The sequence below is a fragment of the Xanthomonas sacchari genome (genome assembly GCF_040529065.1).
GTDB lineage: Bacteria > Pseudomonadota > Gammaproteobacteria > Xanthomonadales > Xanthomonadaceae > Xanthomonas_A > Xanthomonas_A sacchari.
Genome location: NZ_CP132343.1, coordinates 557,580 through 575,259, shown reverse-complemented (window position 1 = coordinate 575,259; position 17,680 = coordinate 557,580). Strand labels below are relative to the sequence as shown.

Annotated in this window: 12 protein-coding genes; 4 read left to right on the top strand and 8 right to left on the bottom strand. The window is 70.9% G+C overall.

Annotated features, from left to right (window positions below; all coding sequences use genetic code 11):
• Positions 1–152 precede the first annotated feature (152 nt).
• From RAB71_RS02485 to RAB71_RS02460, 6 genes are all read right to left on the bottom strand, one after another.
• Positions 153–1,460 (bottom strand): ComEC/Rec2 family competence protein, encoded by a 1,308-nt coding sequence (locus RAB71_RS02485; RefSeq protein WP_010343074.1) that lies wholly within the window; start codon positions 1,458–1,460, stop codon positions 153–155.
• An 84-nt stretch (positions 1,461–1,544) separates the two neighbouring features.
• Positions 1,545–4,277: a TonB-dependent receptor domain-containing protein gene (locus RAB71_RS02480; RefSeq protein WP_158255556.1), complete on the bottom strand. Its 2,733-nt coding sequence runs from the start codon at positions 4,275–4,277 to the stop codon at positions 1,545–1,547.
• Between the two features lie 408 nt (positions 4,278–4,685).
• Entirely contained in the window at positions 4,686–5,729 is a 1,044-nt protein-coding gene (locus tag RAB71_RS02475; RefSeq protein WP_010340982.1) for a FecR family protein, read from the bottom strand.
• Positions 5,726–6,280, bottom strand: a complete 555-nt coding sequence (locus RAB71_RS02470; protein ID WP_010340981.1) for an RNA polymerase sigma factor — start codon at positions 6,278–6,280, stop codon at positions 5,726–5,728. Before RAB71_RS02470 ends, RAB71_RS02475 begins: the two co-directional genes overlap by 4 nt.
• A gap of 166 nt (positions 6,281–6,446) precedes the next feature.
• Positions 6,447–8,093 (bottom strand): chaperonin GroEL, encoded by a 1,647-nt coding sequence (gene groL, locus RAB71_RS02465; protein WP_010340980.1) that lies wholly within the window; start codon positions 8,091–8,093, stop codon positions 6,447–6,449.
• A gap of 136 nt (positions 8,094–8,229) precedes the next feature.
• The gene (locus RAB71_RS02460; RefSeq protein ID WP_010340979.1) at positions 8,230–8,517 is read right to left on the bottom strand and encodes a co-chaperone GroES; all 288 of its coding nucleotides are present in this window, start codon (positions 8,515–8,517) and stop codon (positions 8,230–8,232) included.
• Positions 8,518–8,796: 279 nt separating this feature from the next.
• On the opposite strand from RAB71_RS02460, the gene RAB71_RS02455 reads away from it, so the two are divergent.
• The 4 genes from RAB71_RS02455 to RAB71_RS02440 all read left to right on the top strand — a co-directional run bounded on the left by RAB71_RS02455 (position 8,797) and on the right by RAB71_RS02440 (position 13,935).
• Positions 8,797–10,572: an endonuclease gene (locus RAB71_RS02455; RefSeq protein ID WP_010340978.1), complete on the top strand. Its 1,776-nt coding sequence runs from the start codon at positions 8,797–8,799 to the stop codon at positions 10,570–10,572.
• A 135-nt stretch (positions 10,573–10,707) separates the two neighbouring features.
• Positions 10,708–11,040, top strand: a complete 333-nt coding sequence (gene cutA, locus RAB71_RS02450) for a divalent-cation tolerance protein CutA (protein WP_010340977.1) — start codon at positions 10,708–10,710, stop codon at positions 11,038–11,040.
• A 4-nt stretch (positions 11,041–11,044) separates the two neighbouring features.
• Complete coding sequence (locus tag RAB71_RS02445) at positions 11,045–13,348, top strand: protein-disulfide reductase DsbD (RefSeq protein ID WP_104609610.1); 2,304 nt, start codon at positions 11,045–11,047, stop codon at positions 13,346–13,348.
• Positions 13,345–13,935 (top strand): TlpA disulfide reductase family protein, encoded by a 591-nt coding sequence (locus RAB71_RS02440; RefSeq protein ID WP_104609611.1) that lies wholly within the window; start codon positions 13,345–13,347, stop codon positions 13,933–13,935. The genes RAB71_RS02445 and RAB71_RS02440 overlap by 4 nt, the downstream gene beginning before the upstream one ends.
• A 131-nt stretch (positions 13,936–14,066) precedes the next feature.
• Here RAB71_RS02440 and RAB71_RS02435 read toward each other — a convergent pair whose 3' ends face one another.
• Together RAB71_RS02435 and RAB71_RS02430 are read right to left on the bottom strand one after the other, a co-directional pair.
• Positions 14,067–15,467, bottom strand: a complete 1,401-nt coding sequence (locus tag RAB71_RS02435) for an FAD/NAD(P)-binding protein (RefSeq protein WP_010343845.1) — start codon at positions 15,465–15,467, stop codon at positions 14,067–14,069.
• A 183-nt stretch (positions 15,468–15,650) separates the two neighbouring features.
• Positions 15,651–17,615 carry a beta-N-acetylglucosaminidase domain-containing protein gene (locus tag RAB71_RS02430; protein WP_010343846.1) on the bottom strand — a complete coding sequence of 655 codons (1,965 nt, stop codon included), beginning with the start codon at positions 17,613–17,615 and terminating at the stop codon, positions 15,651–15,653.
• Between the last annotated feature and the right edge of the window lie 65 nt (positions 17,616–17,680).

The window sequence follows — 17,680 nt, the reverse complement described above, 5'->3', positions numbered from 1 at the left end:
CTGGACGCCCGTGCGCCCTAACCTGCATGGCGCCGACACCCGCTGTCAACACGCCGCAACGCATCGTGCGTAGACGCTTGTCGGTTATGCGCGATTCGCCGCATCGCGCGCGGAATCGTGCCGCATCGCCGCGGCAGGGCACGGCGGCCCGCTCAGGCGGACGATGACCCCTGCGTGGCGTGGCGCCCGCTGGCATACGGACCATGCACGGCCAGCACCGTATCCGACTCGTCGCTGTTGTCGGTGACCACGATGCGGTACTGCGCGCCGCCCGGTGCGACCCGCACCACCACGTGGCCATTGGTGCTGGTCATCTCGCGGATGCGCTTGTTGGCGACGATATTCTCCGGCTTCATCGCGGTGGCGTAGATGTCGCGCGGACCCGGGTACAGGCGTTCGCTGAGCATGTTCTCCAGCGGCGACACCGACGGATGCGCCGAGTCGTTGGTGAGGATGACGAACGCACGCGGGCGCAATGCGCGCACGCAGGCCGGGCCCATCGCATCGGCATAGGCGTGATGGTTGGCCACCGCCACGTCGACCGCACCGGTCACCTGCGCCACCGGCGTTTCCACGTCGCGCCAGGGGTCCTCGTCGTAGTAGTTGATGCTGTTGGAGAGATCGCCGCCGCTGTAGTAGGTGAACGCGCCGTAGTGCAGGCGCAGCGCCGCCGAGCACTGGTTCTCCGTCGGCACGGCACCGGGCGGGAACAGGGCGCGCGTGCGCTCGCCATCGCCGGTCCAGACCTCGCCGTTGACCACCAGGTTGCGGATGGCGAAGCCAGGATAGGCCGCGGCGTCGCGCCGCAGCCGCAGTTGGTCGGCGGCACCGGCACGGAAGCGCTCGACCTGCGCGCCGCGGGCGCGCTCCTGCTGGATGAAGGCGCGGTAGTTGCGCTGGTTGGGATCGTCCAGCGCTTGCGGAAACGCATAGTCCGGGTAGCCGCGGTCCAGGTAGCGGCGGATCGGCAACAGTTGCGCCACGTCGGTCACGCCGGTCAGGGCGTAGTGCCCACCCGGCGCCAGCGGCGTGTCCGGCAGGCATTCGCCCATATGGTCGCGGTGGAAGTGGGTGAGGATGAAATCGTCGAGTTCGTGCCGCCCCGCCTGCGCCAGATGCCGGCGCGCGTAGCGTCCGACCCACTCGCCCGGACGCCGGCTGGCGTTGGGCAGCTCGTCGATCAGGTATTTGTCCAGGCCGTCGATGGCGCCGGCGTCGATCATCATCGCGGTGCCGTCGGGGCAGACGATCAGGGTGGCGTTGCCGCGGCCGGTGCCGATGTGGTGGATGTCGAGCATGCCGGGAACCCAGCCGCTGAGCGGTTCGCGGATGCGATCGACCAAGGCGGAAGCGGCGACCGGAGCGCGCTGCGCCCAGCCGGGGAGCGGCAGCATGCCGGCGGCGAGCGCCGTGCCGAGGCCGCCAAGGAAGCGGCGGCGGGTGAAATGCGGAAGCGTCATCGAAGGGTCCTGGCGATCAACGAAACATGCGCACGTGGCATCGCCGCGCGCTGGCGGCGACCCACGTGCGACTCAGGGCGTGTGTCACCACGCCCATTGCAGCGAGGCGACGTAGCTGCGGCCGAAGATCGGCCGGCCCACGGTCGCATCCGCCTGCACCAGGTCGCCGGACACGCCCGGCGCGCGCGCATTGCCTTCGGTGAGGCCGTGCGCATCGGTGACGTTGGTGCACAGCAGTTGCGCGCTGAGGTTGGCGTCGAGCTGCAGATGCAGTCCCAGGTCCAGGGTGCGATAGGCCGGCAGCACGCTGGCGTTGGTGAAGTCCTGGAAGCGCCGGCCGATGCCGAACCAGGTGGCGTAGGCGCGCGCATCCACCCCGCCGACCTGGAAGCGGTAGCTCGGTTGCAGCGACCAGCTGTACTTGGGCACGCGCGGAATCTCGTTGTCGACCAGCGCGGCACCGGACAGGCCGCTGAAGGTGTCGGCGCCGCTGATACGTGGATCCTGCAGGGTCACCGAGCCGGTCAGCTCGAACCCGCCCAGCGGCCGCCACGTGCCTTCGAACTCCACGCCCTTGGTGCGCGTGTCGATCAGCAGCGGCACGTTGACCAGCAGGCCGTTGGCGTTGGCGACATAGGTGCTCGAATTGAGTTTCCTGAAATCGCTGTAGAAGCCGATCAGCACCAGCTCCAGCGGCCGCGTGGCGTACTTCACGCCGAGCTCGGCCTGGCGGATCGGGGTCACCGGCGTGGCGCTGCCGTCGGGCATGCGCCCGCCGACGCCGTTGACCACGTTGCCCCATTGCTCGCTCAGCCGCGGGAAGCTGAAGCTCTCGGTATAGCGCGCGAAGACATTGACCGGTTCGGCGAGCTTGTACGAGGCGCCCAGCGTCCACGAAGTGCCGGCCATGTCCTTGCTGTAGGGCACGCTGCCGACCAGGCCGGTGACGGTGCGCGCGGCCAGCGGACCGCTCGTGGCGATGGTCTGGGTGCCGATCACGCCACGGTTGCCCTCTTCGCGGCGCCACACCCGACGCACGCCGGCATCCACTTCCAGCGCATCGTTGAGCTTCCATGTATCGGCGGCATACAGCGCGGTGGCGGTGCCGTGGCTATCGCCGATCAGGTCGCCGCTGCCGTAGCTGGTGAAGCCGTTCTCGGTGACGTTGCCGAGCACCTGCCCGGCCGCGTTCAGGGCCTGGATGTCGAGCGCGTCGGGATTGCTCTTGACGTCGGTCAGCAGCGCATTGCCGATCTGCTGCTGGCGCAAGGTGAAGTGGCTGAAACTCAGGCCCAGCGACACGTCGTGGCTGCTGCCGCCGGACATCTCGAACAGCCGTCCCAGGCGCAGGTCGTTGACGAAGTCGCTGTAGTGGGTCTGCGTGCTCGACCAGGTGTTGATCATGGTCAGGCCGGCAGTGGCGGCCGGATCGAATGGGGTGTTGGTGCCGGCCAGCACGTAACGCAGCGAGGCGGTGCCCGGGAACGCGGCGCGTGCGGCGGCCAGGCGGCTGCTGAGCACGCTGGCCGCGTCCACCGGAGACCCGTTGAACAGCGCGTTGAAGCCCACGTCGCCATCGACGTAGCGCGCCTTGTCGCTGAGCCGCCACCCGTTGGCGAATTCGGTGTCGCCGCCCACGGTCAGGGTGCGGGTGACCGGATGCACGCCATCGGCCAGGTCGCGCGTCTCCACGCGGTTGCCGCCGTTGCCGTCCAGCGTGCGGATACGCACGTTGCGGAAGCTGTCGCTGACGAGCGTGCCGGTGGACGGGTCGATCAGGTCGGCGAGCGAGTCGCCATTGCGCGGATCGGCCAGCGGGATCGCGCTGTAGAACACGCCGCGGTCGTTGAGGTATTTGAAGTCGGCGAAGAGCTTGCCGTAGTCGAACTTGTAGGTGCCGCCGACCTTGATCTGCCCACCCTGGTTGCCGTTGCCGAAACCCGGGTCGCGCAGGCCATCGCTCTGCCGGTAGAAGCCGCTGATGGCATAGAGCAGATTGTCGTTGCCCTGCACCGGACCGGAGGCGGTGGCATCCATGCGTGCCAGCGCGTTCGCCCCGCCGGTCAGCTTGACCGCGCCCTTGGCGGTGTCGGTGCCGTGGTTGGTGATGAAGTTGAGCACGCCGCCGGAGGCGTTGTTGCTGTAGATCGGCGCGGTGCCGCCGCGCACGATCTCCGCATCCTGGGTGCCCAGGTCCAGCCGGTACACCTCGTCGATCTGCAACTGGCGCTCATAGTTGGACTCGAACAGCGGCAGGCCGTCCTCGAGCACGTCGAGCAGGCGGAAGCCGGACCACGGCAGGCCGCGGATCACCACGTTCTCGCCGCCGGCTTCGCCACCGGAATTCTCCACGGTGACACCGGGCACCGAGCGCAGCATGTCGACCATGCTGCGCGGCGCCTGCCCGGCGATCGTCTCTGCGCTGACCGTGGAAATGGCGTACGGGGCGAGGAATTTCGGTCCCTGGGTGGCGGTACCGGTCACCACGATCCGATCCAGGTCGATGGCACCGGCGGCGGCCGGGGAGGCGGCGGCGCTGGTGGCGGGCACCGGGGCCGCCTGTACGATCACCGTGTCGCCGTCCAGGCGGAAGCCCAGATCGGTGCCTCGCAGCAGTCCGCTCAGCGCCTGCCGTGGATCGCCGGCGACGCTGCCGCCGGGGCTGCGCTTGTCGCGCAGCAGCGCCGGATCGGCGATCACCTGCAGGCCGGTAGCTCGTGAGAACGCGGCCAGGGTGGCGCCGAGATCGCCGGGCGGCAGGGTCGCGGCGGCCGGCGTCGCGGCGGCGGCCGACGGCGCGACGGCGGGCAGCGCCACCAGCGCGGCCAGGGCAACGGCCAGGGCAGTGGCGCGGGGAGAACGGAGGGCACAGCGGAGGGAGCGGCGGGGCGGCATGGGACGTCGTCATTGGGTCGCCAACGTGGCGTGGCAAAGGACAAAGACGCCGCACGGCGCCGATCCCGACAGGGGATTGCATGAATTTTTTGTGACGCGTCGCAGCACCGCACGGTCGCTTGGCCGGCGAACCGGCCGCGTGGACAGGCGCCGCGCGCCGTCGCGCGGCCGTTCGCTCCAGCGAGATCACTGATGCGCGATGGCGCCCGCCGGCCGCTCCACCGTCGCGTGCACCATCGCGTTGCCCTGACGCTGCCGGCGACGGCAGCCAGTCCCGGCAGGTCGCGCCTGCCCGCGCACGCAACGCCGCGACGGCGACGGCGACGGCGACTACTGTGGCGCGGCGGCGCGTTCCACGCGGATGCCGTCGGCGCGCCGCTGCAGTTGCAGCGGATACAGCTGCGCCAGGTGCATGAGGGTCTGCTCCGGCCGGTCCAGGCGGAAGCGTCCGGACACCTGCAGCGCACCCAGCGCCGGATCGGCGAGCACGATTGGCTGCGGCGAGCGCCGATTGAGTCGCTCGATCAGCCGCGCCAGCGGAATGCCAGCAGTCTGCAGCCAGCCCTCGCGCCAGTCGCCGGCCTGCGGATCGAAGCGTGCCAGCGCGCCCAGGCCGGTGCTGGCCGTGTCGATGCGCATGCCGGCCGCCAGCACCTGGCGGGCGGCGCCATTGACGATCTCCACCCGCCCCGAATACACCGACAACTCGCTGGTGGCACCGTCGCGCGCCAGGTTGAACACGGTGCCCAGCACCTGTACCCGTGCCGGGCCCAGGCGCACCTGGAACGGGCGCTGCGGATCGTGCGCAACGTCGAAGAACACTTCGCCGGCCTCCAGCGCCACCTCGCGGCGTTGCGCGCGCAGTTGCACCCGGACCCGACTGGCGCCGTTGAGGGTGAGCACGCTGCCATCGTCCAGGCGCAGCACCCGGGTCTGTCCGGGCGCAGTGGCAGCCACGATCGGCCCCGGGTCCGGGCGCAGCCGTGGCCACAGCAGCACGGCCAGCATCGCCAGGCCGGCGGCCAGCGCCGCCGCCAGCGGCCGCCAACTGCGGCGCGGACGTCGTGCGCCGCTTGCCGGCGCGATGGCTCCGGCGACGGCGGACGCGGCCGACTCGTGGACGGCAACGGCAGCCACCCCGGTCGCCTGCGCTGGCGCCTCGGCCTGCACGTCGTAGGCGGCCAGCGCCTCCAGCAGCGCCGCATCGTGGGCCAGCACCCACAGCGCATCGAAGGCAGCGCGATGCGCCGGATCGGCAGCCAGCCAAGCGGCCAGCCCGGGCGGATCGCCGCCCGTCGTAGCCAGCGCGCGCGCCACCCAGTCGGCCGCGGCGTCCTGCACCGCGTCGTCGGCGGTGTTGCTGTCCGGCCTCATGCCGCGTCCTCCGGGCCACGTCGGCGCGGCGTGGTGGCAAGTGGCGGCACCGCGTCGCCACGCGCCACCGTTTCCTGCAGCCAGCGCAGGCCGCGGCTGACGTGCTTCTCCACCGCCGCCTCGCTCAGCCCCAGCGCCTCGCCGATCTCGCGGTAGCTCTGCCCGCGCAGGCGGCTGCGCACGAACACCTCGCGACGCAGCGGCGGCATGCCCTGCAGCGCGCGGGCAAAGGTCTCCACGCGTTGCCGCTGCATCGCCGCCTCCTCCACACCCGGCGCCGGGCTGGGCACCTCATCGTCGATCGGCTCGGTACGCTGGCGCTGGCGGCGGCGCAGGTGGTCGTTGAGCAGGTTCAGCGCGATCGCGCGGGCCAGCGCGGCCAGGTCGGTGACCGCGTGGTCGCGCGCGTACACGACCACGCGCAGGAGGGTCTCCTGCACCAGGTCCTCGGCCAACGACCAGTCGCCGGTGCGGCGGAACAGGAAGCGCTGCAAGGCCGGCCGGTGCTGGTCCAGCCGATGCGGATCGAGTTGGCAGACCGGGGCGACCATGACCGCTCGCAGACGCTGGGCGAGCGCAGCTTATAGCGCATCGGCGTGCCACTGCGATGACGGTCACACAGTGAGGCAGCCCCCTGCACGTGCAGAAAAAAAGAGCCCCACATCGCTGCGGGGCTCCTTTCGACTGCGTGGAACGGGTCGGCCGAGGCCGGCTGGATCAGAAATCCATGCCGCCCATGCCGCCCATGCCGCCGCCCATGCCGCCCGGCGCGGCCGGCTCTTCCTTCTTCGGGGCCTCGGCCACCATCGCTTCGGTGGTGATCATCAGGCCGGCGATCGAGGCGGCGTTCTGCAGCGCCGAACGGGTCACCTTGGTCGGATCCAGGATGCCGAACTCGACCATGTCGCCGAACTCGCCGTTGGCGGCGTTGTAGCCGAAGTTGCCGCTGCCTTCCTTGACCTTGTTGAGGATCACGGACGGCTCTTCGCCGGCGTTGGTGACGATCTCGCGCAGCGGCGCTTCCATCGCGCGCAGCGCGATCTGGATGCCGTGGGTCTGATCTTCATTGGCGCCCTTCAGCTCGCCGATCGCGCTCAGCGCGCGCACCAGCGCCACGCCGCCGCCCGGGACCACGCCTTCTTCCACCGCCGCACGGGTCGCGTGCAGGGCGTCTTCGACGCGCGCCTTCTTTTCCTTCATCTCGATCTCGGTGGAGGCACCGACCTTGATCACCGCCACGCCGCCGGCCAGCTTGGCCACGCGCTCCTGCAGCTTCTCGCGGTCGTAATCCGACGAGGTCTCTTCGATCTGCGCCTTGATCTGCTTGATGCGCGATTCGATCGCCGAGGTGTCGCCAGCGCCGTCGATGATGGTGGTGTTCTCCTTGGAGACCTGCACCTTCTTGGCGCGGCCCAGGTCCTTGATGGTCGCCTTCTCCAGCGCCAGGCCCACTTCCTCGGAGATCACGGTGCCGCCGGTCAGCACGGCCATGTCTTCCAGCATCGCCTTGCGACGGTCGCCGAAGCCCGGGGCCTTGACCGCCACGACCTTGACGATGCCACGGATGGTGTTGACCACCAGGGTCGCCAGCGCCTCGCCTTCCACTTCCTCGGCAACGATCAGCAGCGGCTTGCCGGCCTTGGCCACGCCTTCCAGCACCGGCAGCAGGTCACGCACGTTGGAGATCTTCTTGTCGTGCAGCAGCACGAACGGGTCGTCCAGGTCGGCCTGCTGGCTCTGCTGGTTGTTGATGAAGTACGGCGACAGGTAGCCGCGATCGAACTGCATGCCCTCGACCACGTCCAGCTCGTTCTCCAGGCCCGAGCCTTCCTCGACGGTGATCACGCCTTCCTTGCCGACCTTCTTCATCGCGTCGGCGATGATGTTGCCGATCGACTCGTCGGAGTTGGCGGAGATGGTGCCGACCTGGGCGATGGCCTTGTCGTCGGCGGTGGGCTTGCTGATCTTCTTCAGCTCGGCCACGGCGGCCACGACGGCCTTGTCGATGCCGCGCTTGAGGTCCATCGGATTCATGCCGGCGGCTACCGCCTTGGAACCTTCGCGGATCAGCGCCTGCGCCAGCACGGTGGCGGTGGTGGTGCCGTCGCCGGCGTTGTCGGAGGTCTTGGACGCGACTTCCTTCACCATCTGCGCGCCCATGTTCTCGAACTTGTCGGCCAGCTCGATTTCCTTGGCAACGGAGACGCCGTCCTTGGTGATGGTCGGGGCGCCGAAGCTCTTCTCGAGCACGACGTTGCGGCCCTTCGGGCCCAGGGTGGCCTTGACGGCATTGGCGAGGATGTTGACGCCGCGCACCATGCGCGAACGGGCGTCTTCACCGAAACGGATATCTTTGGCAGCCATGTGTGTTGCTCCGGGATTCGTGATTGGGGATTAGGGATTCGCTAAAGCGGAATTCGGGCGGAGATGTCGGGTCGCGCGGCGCCTGGCGCCTTTGCCAATCCCGAATCCCGATTCCCGAATCCCGCGATCGGCGGCTTCAGCCGACGATCGCCAGAACGTCGTCTTCGCGCAGCACCTTGTACTCGACGCCTTCGGCCTTGTAGCTGGAACCGGCGTACTGGCCGTAGATGACCTTGTCGCCGACCTTCAGCGCCGGGGCGCGCACGCTGCCGTTGTCCAGCGGCTTGCCGGCGCCGACGGCCACGACTTCACCCTTGGTGGATTTTTCCTTGGCCGAATCCGGGATCACGATGCCGCCGGCGGAGATTTCGTCGGCTTCGATCGGCTTGACTACGACGCGGTCGTGAAGCGGCTTGATGCTCATTGAGTGAGACCTCTTAAGTGATTGATTGGTCTAGGAAAGGCCGGCGATGTTAGCACTCGCACATGACGACTGCCAGCAACGCTCGCGAAAAAACCCGGTAGCGCCGGGATGCGCCTGATGTAGTGCCGTGGCGGGGGCTTTCAAGGGCCGGGGGCAAAAATTTTTTGCCGAAGACGTGCGTTGCATGCCAAGCAGTGACCGAATCCCGTCACAGTGTCACAGAGTCGGGCTAGGCTGGGCGGACCCAGGGGGGGGATCCATCACCAAAAGGAGTTGTCGATGAAGCCATCCGCCGTTGCGCTGCCGCTGGCCTGCCTGCTCGCCCTTGCCGGGCCGGCCCAGGCCGCCGTATTCATCAACGAATTGCATTACGACGATGCCACCGCCGCCGGCGACACCGGCGAAGGCGTGGAGATCGTCGCCACCGCCGGGGAGAGCCTGAGCGGCTACCGCGTCTACCTGTACAACGGCAGCAACCCCGGCTCGGCCACCGTCTACGCCAACAGCGCGGTGCCGGCCGGCAACCTGGTCAGCTGCGGTGGGCAGGTACGTATCGCCACCGTCAGCTATGCCAGCAACGGCATCCAGAACGGTCCCAACGACGGCCTGGCGCTGGTCGACGGCAACGGCCAGGTGGTGCAGTTCCTCAGCTACGAGGGCGCCATCACCGGCGGCGGCGGCCCCGCCGCGGGCATGACCAGCCAGAACCTGCCGGTCAGCGAGAGCAACAGCACCGCGGCCGGCACCTCGCTGCAGCTGCGCGGCAACGGCAGCGCCGCGGCCGATTTCAGCTGGAGCGACAGCGCCACCAGCACCTTCGGTGCCTGCAACAACGGCCAGACCTTCGCCGGCGGGGGCGGCAGCAACGCCGCGCCGACGGTGACCGCCACCACCCCGACCCAGGGCGCCACCGACTTCCCCGCCGCCGGCGACCTGGCGGTGACCTTCAGCGAGGCGGTGAGCCTGGCCAGCGGCGCGTTCGGCCTGAGCTGCCAGCAGTCCGGCAGCGTGGCGCTGACCTATCCCAGCAGCGGCACCCAGTTCGCGCTGTCCACCAACACCGCGCTGAAGGCCGGCGAGAGCTGCACCCTGAGCATCGTCGCCGCACGCGTCAGCGATGCCGACGGCGCGCATCCGGCGCAGGACCGCAGCGTGGCCTTCACCGTGGCCAGCGGCTCGGGCGGCGGCAGCGGCGCCGGCACCTACTATTCGCACGTCAACACTTCCAGCCCCAGCCAGCTGCGCTGCTCGCTGCACGAGACGATCAAGGGCCACACCGTCTACCCGTACAGCAGCAGCTCCGGCACCGACACCTGGGCCATCCTGGAGATCGCCGACGAGGATCCCAACAACAGCCAGCGCGTGCTCGACGCCTACCGTAACCGCAGCTACGCCAAGGGCACCGACCGCGCCGGCAGCGGCAGCGGCCTGAAGTACAACCGCGAGCACAGCTGGCCGAACTCGCTGGGCTTCGGCACCGCCACCGGCAACAAGGGCCTGCCCTACGCGCCGTACACCGACACCCACATGCTGTACCTGACCGACGCCACCTGGAACGCCGACCGCGGCAACAAGCCCTACGCCAAGTGCGACAGCAACTGCGGCGAGCGCGCCACCGAGGCCAACGCCGGCTTCGGCGGCGGCAGCGGCCCCTATCCGGGCAACTCCAACTGGGTACGGACCCCGGACGGCAACAGCGGCACCTTCGAGGTGTGGGACCACCGCAAGGGCGACATGGCGCGTGCGGTGATGTACATGGCGATCCGCTATGAAGGCGGGGTCGATGCCAAGACCGGACAGTCCGAGCCGGACCTGGAGCTGACCGACGACCGCAGCAAGATCGTCAAGACCTCGTCCTCGCCGGCCTACATGGGCCTGCTGTCGACCCTGATCGCGTGGAGCCAGCAGGACCCGCCGGACGACGCCGAGCGCGCCCGCAACGAGGTGATCTACAGCTTCCAGGGCAACCGCAACCCGTTCATCGACCACCCGGAGTGGGCGACCTCGTCGCTGTTCACTTCCGCCAAGCCGGCCAGTTGCCAGTTGGTCAACTGAGCCGTTGTCTCGCCCGCTGCATTTGCAGCGGGCGGGATTCGGGATTCGGGATTCGGGATTGGGGATTCCGAGCGGCGCCGGCTTTCCCCACGGGCGCCGCCAAAGCGCGGCCGGCATCCCTATACTGTCGGCCGCATGTCCGCGCCCGCCCTCCGCTTGCTGCTCAGCACCTGCCCCGACCCGGCCAGCGCCGCGCGGATCGCCCAGGCGCTGGTCGACGAGCGTCTGGCCGCCTGCGTCAGCCGCCTGCCCGGCGTGCAGTCCACCTACCGCTGGCAAGGCGAGGTGGAACACGGCGAGGAAGTGCTGCTGCTGATCAAGACCGCCGCCGACCGCCTGCCCGCCCTGCGGCAGCGGCTGTGCGCGTTGCACCCCTACGAGGTCCCCGAACTGGTCGAACTCGAGGTCGCCGGCGGCCTGCCGGCCTACCTGCAATGGGTGCATGCCGAAACCCGTGAGGAACCGTAAGCCGATGACCCTGCTGCACCGCCTCGCCGCCCTGTGCCTGCTGGCCGTGGCCGCCTTCCCCGCCCTGGCGATCAGCGAAAAGGACTTGCTGCCGGTGGACCAGGCCTTCGCGCTCAGCGCGCAGGCGCCCGAACGTAGCCGCATCACGCTGCACTGGGACATCGCCAAGGGTTACTACCTGTACCGGCACCGCATCGCGGTCAAGGTCATCGGCGGCTTCAAGCCGAACCCGACCCTGCAGCTGCCGGCCGGCCACAAGAAGACCGATCCGTACTTCGGCGAGGTGGAGACCTACCGCGACGCGTTGAACGCGGTGCAGAGCGGCATCGCCGACCCCGGCACCGACCGCGTGCAGGTCGAGGTGCGCTACCAGGGCTGCGCCGATGCCGGCGTGTGCTACCCGCCGCAGAAGCGCCTGCTCGAGGTGACCCTGCCGGCCGCCACTGCCGCCGCCGCAGATGCCGCGCCGGCGTCGGCGCCGCCGCCGGCGGCGACGGGCGGGCTGCCGGGCAGCGGCCCGGGCGCGGGCAACGGGGCCAAGCCGCTGTTCGGTCCCGGCCCCGGCGCCGCTGCGGTGCAGGGTCTGCCGCTGCCGTCGGACCAGGCGTTCCATTTCGAAGCCATCGCCAACGACGGCAATACGCTGTTGCTGCGCTTCACCCCGGCACCCGGCTACTACCTCTACCGCGACCGCACCGCGCTGGCGCTGGAGGGCGCGCCCGGCATCCGCACCGGCATGCCGCGCTGGCCGCAGGGCAGCTCGCACCAGGACGAACACTTCGGCAAGGTGGTGGTGTACTTCGACCAGACCGAGGTCACCGTGCCGCTGCAGCGCCAGCGCGCCGATGCCGCCGCCGCGACCCTGGTGGCGACCTTCCAGGGCTGCCAGACCGACGGCATCTGCTACCCGCCGATGACCCGGCGGGTGAAGCTGGCACTGCCCAAGGGCACCATCACCCCGGCCGACCAGGCCGAGGTCAGCCCGCTGCTGGTGACGCCGCTGGACAGCCGCCAGGCCGACGCCAACGACGCGGCCGCCGCCACGGCCGCCGATGCCCCTCCGGCGACGCCGGACGCCTCGGCGCACAACGCCGCGCGCAGCGCCGCACCGCCGCCGGCCACGCAGAACCTGCTGTGGATCCTGCTGCTGGCGCTCGGCGGCGGCCTGCTGCTGAACCTGCTGCCGTGCGTGCTGCCGATCCTGTCGCTGAAGGTGCTGGGCCTGGCGCAGAGCGGCGAGAGCCGCGGCCGGGCCCGCAGCCATGCGCTGTGGTACACGCTGGGCGTGCTTGCCTCCTTCGCCGTGATCGGCGGCATCGCCGTGGCCGCGCGGCTGCTGTGGGGCTTCCAGTTGCAGCGCCCGGGCTTCGTCGCGGTGCTGGTGTACCTGATGTTCGTGGTCGGGCTGAGCCTGTCGGGCGTGTTCACCCTCAGCGCCAACCTGGGTGGCGTCGGCCAGTCGCTGTCCACGCGCAGCGGCCCGGTCGGTGACTTCTTCACCGGCGTGCTGGCCTGCGTGGTGTCCAGCGCCTGCATCGGCCCGTTCATGGGCCCGGCGCTGGGCTATGCGCTGACCGCGCCGGCGGCAGCGGCGATGCTGGTGTTCCTGACCCTGGGCCTGGGCCTGGCGCTGCCGTTCCTGCTGATCGGCTTCGTGCCGTCGCTGGCCAGACGCCTGCCCAAGCCGGGCGCGTGGATGGAGACGCTCAAGCAGGTGCTGGCGTTCCCGATGTACCTGAGCGCGATCTGGCTGCTGTGGGTGCTGGGCAAGCAGCGCGGCGTGGACGCGGTGGCGCTGCTGCTGATCGGCGCCACCCTGCTGGCGCTGGGCCTGTGGTGGTTCGAGCGCGCGCGCTGGCGCGACCACAAGACCGGCATGCGCTTGGCCGCCGTGCTGCTGCTGGCCGCCCTGCTGCCGGCCTGGGGCGTGACCCGGCTGCCGCCGCCAAGCGCCAGCGTCGAGCGCAATACCGTGGCCTATTCGCCGCAGATGCTCGACCGCCTGCGCACCGACAACCGCGTGGTGTTCGTCAACATGACCGCCGACTGGTGCGTCACCTGCAAGGCCAACGAGCGCAACGTGTTCGACAGCGACGCGTTCCGCGACACCATCAAGCGGGTGGACGCGGTGTACATGAAGGGCGACTGGACCAACGAGGATCCGCGCATCAGTGCCTTCCTCGCCGAGCACAAGGCGGTGGGCGTGCCGCTGTACGTGGTCTATGGCCCCGGCGCGCCGCCGACGGTGCTGCCGCCGGTGCTGAGCCAGGCGGTGGTCGAGGACGCCCTGCTGCGCGCGGCGCGATGACCCCCGCCAGCGCGCGCCTGCTGGCAGTCGTCGCGGTGGCGGCGGTGCTCGGCGTGGCGGCGGCGCACTGGTGGGAACGGCGGACGCCGGCGCTGGACCCGGCCGCGCCCGCCACGGCCAGCGGCCATGCGGCGGCGCCGGTCGCCGCGGCGCGCCCGGGCGATCCCGCCCCGGCGCTGCGCCTGCCCACGCTCGACGGCGGCCACCTGACCCTGGCCCAATTCCGCGGCCGGCCGCTGCTGGTCAACGTGTGGGCGAGCTGGTGCGAACCCTGCGTGCGCGAGATGCCGGAACTGGACCGGCTGGCGCGCGCGCAACCGAGCGACGGCCTGCAGGTGCTGGGCATCGCCCTGGACCGCGCCGAGGACGTGCGCGCCTTCCTGCAGCGTGTGCCGATCGGCTACCCGATCGCGCTGGAGACGCCGGGCCCGGCCGACGCCAGCGTGCGCCTGGGCGACACCCAGGGCCTGCTGCCGTACAGCGTGCTGATCGACGCCGACGGCCGCATCGTCAGGCAGAAGCTCGGCCCGTTCGCGCCGGGCGAGGTCGAGGGCTGGGTAAGCGGCGGCGCGCAGCCGACGCATTAGTCGGCAGAGCGCTGGACGCACTCGCGTAGGAGCGGCTTCAGCCGCGACCAGACATTACCGGCAAAGCCCGGTCGCGGCTGAAGCCGCTCCTACGCCAGCAGCGCGGGCAACGCGCGCGTGCGGATCCAGCATTAGAACGCCAGCCGCTGCGGCGCATCGCCACTGGCGCCACCATCGGCGGTCCGCGCCTGCGCCAGCGTCGCCAGCTCCTCGGCCAGGCGCTGCGCGGCGGTGCGCAGTTCCGGCACCGCAGTAATTTCCCACAGGCCGCCGCGCAGCAGCGGCCCCAGGCAGTACAGACCGGCGACCGGCTGGCCGCCGGCGTCGCGTACCCGCAGCCGCGGATCGACCACCACCCCCAGGCCCAGCGGATCGGCCTGCAGCAGGCCGGCCTCAAGCAGCGCCGCAACCAGCGGATGGCTGGTGCGGGCGACGTCGGTATCCAGCCCAGTGGCGCGGATCAGCACGTCGAACTGTTCGGTACGCGCGCCGCGGTCGGCGCGGTCGCGGATCACCGCCTCCACTGCGTCCTCGCCCAGGCGCGCGCGCAGCAGGCGCCCGGCGCGGATCCGCAGCTGGCCCTGCTGCTGCATCTGCGCCAGCGCGGTGGCCGCGGCCGGCGCCAGGCGGTGCCGCGCCACCTCCCAGTACGGCCGCAGGTGGCGCAGGAAACGCGCGCGCGCCGCCGGCGCCAGGCCGCTCCAGAACGGCTGCAGGTGCGGACGCAGCGCATCCACCACGCAGCGCCAGTCCTCCACCACCGTGGTCAGTTGCCGCAGGCTGCGCACCAGGCCACGCAGGTCGTGGCCGCGCAGCGCCTGCACCACGCTGGGCGGCAGGCTCACCGGCGCGCCCGGCTGCGGCAGATGCGCCTGCGGCGCCAGGCCGCGCCGCGACAGGGCGGTGATCGCGCCGCGGTGGCCGCGCCGGCGCAGGGTCAGGGCCACGTCGGCCATGGTCAGGCCGGTGCCGACCAGCAGCAGCCGCGCCTGCGGCGGCACCGTGTCGAGCACGCCGTCCTGCCATGGCCAGCCGATGTAGCGCCGGTGCACCGCCAGGCGCGGGCCCACGCCCGGCAGCGCCGCCGGCGGCAGTGCGCCGATCGCCAGCACCACCACGTCGCTGACGAAATCCTCGCCATTGGCCAGGAACACGCGGAAGCCGTGCGGATCGCGCTCCAGCGCCACCGCCTCCTGCGCCAGCGGCACCACCTCGGTCGCCGAGTCGGCCAGGGCGGCCGCCAGGTGCTGCTCCAGGTACTGGCCGTACTGCAGCCGTGGCAGGAACGCCATGCCCTGCGCCGCATCCAGGTGCAGCGCCGCGGCGAAGCCGCCGGGATCCTGCGGATCCACGCCCAGGTCCTTGGCGCGCACGTTCAGCAGGTGCTCCGGCCGCGCCGCGCCGTAGGCGACGCCGCGGCCGAAGGTGTCGGCCATGCCGACCAGGGTGATGCGGCTGGCGGTGCCCTGGCGTGCCAGCGCCGCGGCCAGCACGTTGCCGCAGAATCCTGCGCCGATGATCGCGATTCGCATGGCACGCACCTTGGCCGCTCGGGGCGTCCTTTGTGCCCCGGATGCGGCGCGCGGGTGTAAATCGCCGGTTAATGCGTGCGCTGCGCGGCATGGCGATCGGGCATCAGCACATGGGCGATGCCCATGAGCGAGCCGGGACACTGGCGCGCGGACCGCGCCGATCCGCCGCGGCTCGCGGTTTCGCTAGCGTGCCGGCGGGCGTTCCACCAGGCCGGGCGCATCGGCGATGAAGGTATCCAGCACGCCGTCGGCGACCTTGACCGGGCCGCCGAAGCGGGTCGCACCGGGAATGGAAGGAATCGCCGCCGCCTGGGCGGCGAGTTTCCCGGCCGCGGCGAAGGCCTGTTCGGCCGCCGGATCGCCCGCCAGCGCCTGGTTCAACCCGTCCACGCTCAGGCGCAGCGCGCGGCCCCACAGCGCGGTCGCATCCAGCCATGGCGCCGCCTCGGCCACGAACGCGCCGGTAGTGGTGCCGGCACGGATGCGCTGCGGTGCCGCGGCCAACTCGTCGGCGGCATGCCCGAGTGCAGTCAACGCCGCGCTGCGGGCCGCCGGATCGCCATCGGCCAACGCATCGCGGGTCGCATCGATCAACGCCTTGAGCCGCGGCGCCTGCGGCTGCCAGGGCAGATGGCCGAAGGTCGGCGCCAGGTGCTGGGTGTCGAAGAAGGTCAGCAGCGCGTCGGCGACCTGCGCATCGCCGCCGGCCAAGTCGCGCGCGGCCGCGCGCCAGGTGCGCGGCGCGTCGTAGCCGCGGTCGTTCCAGGCGAAGGCCAGCAGCCCGGCCACCGCCGGCCGGCTGGCCACTTCCTGGTTCATCGGGTTGGACACGATGCCGCTCAGCTCCGCCGACAGCCCGGCCTGGCGGCGGTCGTACGGCGCCAGCAGCAGGCGCCCAGCGGTCTCGGCAAAGTCGTTGACCGGATAGTTGTCCCACAGCAGGGTCTTGCGCCCGAACGCCTTGGTCGCGTTCTTCGCATCGCTCACCGAGATCGACGCCGGGACCACGTCGGTGCCGGTCCACTGCACCACCACGCGCGGATCCAGCGCCTTGCGCAGCGTCGCCTTGTACGGCGACTCGGTGACGTTGTAGTACTCGGTCGGCACCATGATCAGCGCGCCGTGGCCGGCCGCGGCGATGTCCGCCTGCACCGCGTTGAGCAGTTGCGCCTGCGCAGTGGCCGCGGCCTGCTCGCCGGCCGGGCCGAACGCGGCGGCATCGCCGGCACAGTTCCACTTGGTGTATTCGATGTCGTCGAAGGCGATGTAGAAGCTGCGCACGCCGCGCGCGCGCAGCGCGGCGAACTTGCGCCGGATCGCCTGCAGGTCGGCCGCGTCGCTGTAGCAGATCGACGGCCCCGGCGAGAGCGCGTAGACGAAGTTGATGTGCTCGCGGTTGGCGACCGCGGCCAGCTTGCCCAGCGCCGCCAGCGTGACCGCCGGGTACGGCGCGCGCCAGCGATCGCGCGCGAAGGCGTCGTCCTTCGGACTGTAGATGTAGGTGTTGGCCTTGAACCGCGCCAGGAACGCCAGGTGCGCGGCGCGCTCGTCCATGCTCCAGGGCTTGCCGTAAAAACCCTCGATCGTGCCGCGGACCGGCATCGCCGGCGCGTCGGTCACCGCCACCGAGGCGACGCGTCCGTGCGCGACCAATTGCCGGAAGGTCTGCGCCGCGTGGTACAGGCCGGCGTCGTCGCGGCCGGCCAGCACGATCCGCGTGCCGCCGCCGCTGGCCATGCTGCCCATGCTGCCCAGCGCATAGCCTTCCGCGCGTTCCGGCACGTCCAGGTCGACGGCGGCCAGCGCATCGCGCACCGGCGCCGCGTCGACGGTGCCGAGCACCACCGACACCGCCTGCGGGTCGTGCGGCAGTGTGCCGGCGCGGCGGATGCGGGAAACGCCGGCCTCGCGCAACACCGCACGCACCAGTGCGTCGGTAGCCGGGTCGGTCTTGCCGGCCTGGACCAGCACCACCGACGGCCCCAGCGGCAATTCCGGCCCGAGCAGACGCAGCGCAGTCGGCGCCGGGTACACCGCCGGCAGCGTCGCCGGCGGCGCCGCCAGCGCGGGCGCGGTCGCCCCGGCCAGCAGCGCGAACGCCAGGATGTGGCGGCCAAGGCCGCAACGGCCAATACGCTCGGTTCGCATGCGCCTACCCTCGACTGGTATTTCAGTGATTTTGAAATGGTATATACCACTTCCACCGGCGCGTC

Bases quoted from the DNA above. Each gene is read 5' to 3' on its own strand.
- RAB71_RS02485 (WP_010343074.1), bottom strand. From the start codon at position 1,460: ATGACGCTTCCGCATTTCACCCGCCGCCGCTTCCTTGGCGGCCTCGGC.
- RAB71_RS02475 (WP_010340982.1), bottom strand. From the start codon at position 5,729: ATGAGGCCGGACAGCAACACCGCCGACGACGCGGTGCAGGACGCCGCG.
- RAB71_RS02470 (WP_010340981.1), bottom strand. From the start codon at position 6,280: ATGGTCGCCCCGGTCTGCCAACTCGATCCGCATCGGCTGGACCAGCAC.
- groL (WP_010340980.1), bottom strand. From the start codon at position 8,093: ATGGCTGCCAAAGATATCCGTTTCGGTGAAGACGCCCGTTCGCGCATG.
- RAB71_RS02460 (WP_010340979.1), bottom strand. From the start codon at position 8,517: ATGAGCATCAAGCCGCTTCACGACCGCGTCGTAGTCAAGCCGATCGAA.
- RAB71_RS02455 (WP_010340978.1), top strand. From the start codon at position 8,797: ATGAAGCCATCCGCCGTTGCGCTGCCGCTGGCCTGCCTGCTCGCCCTT.
- cutA (WP_010340977.1), top strand. From the start codon at position 10,708: ATGTCCGCGCCCGCCCTCCGCTTGCTGCTCAGCACCTGCCCCGACCCG.
- RAB71_RS02445 (WP_104609610.1), top strand. From the start codon at position 11,045: ATGACCCTGCTGCACCGCCTCGCCGCCCTGTGCCTGCTGGCCGTGGCC.
- RAB71_RS02440 (WP_104609611.1), top strand. From the start codon at position 13,345: ATGACCCCCGCCAGCGCGCGCCTGCTGGCAGTCGTCGCGGTGGCGGCG.
- RAB71_RS02435 (WP_010343845.1), bottom strand. From the start codon at position 15,467: ATGCGAATCGCGATCATCGGCGCAGGATTCTGCGGCAACGTGCTGGCC.
- RAB71_RS02430 (WP_010343846.1), bottom strand. From the start codon at position 17,615: ATGCGAACCGAGCGTATTGGCCGTTGCGGCCTTGGCCGCCACATCCTG.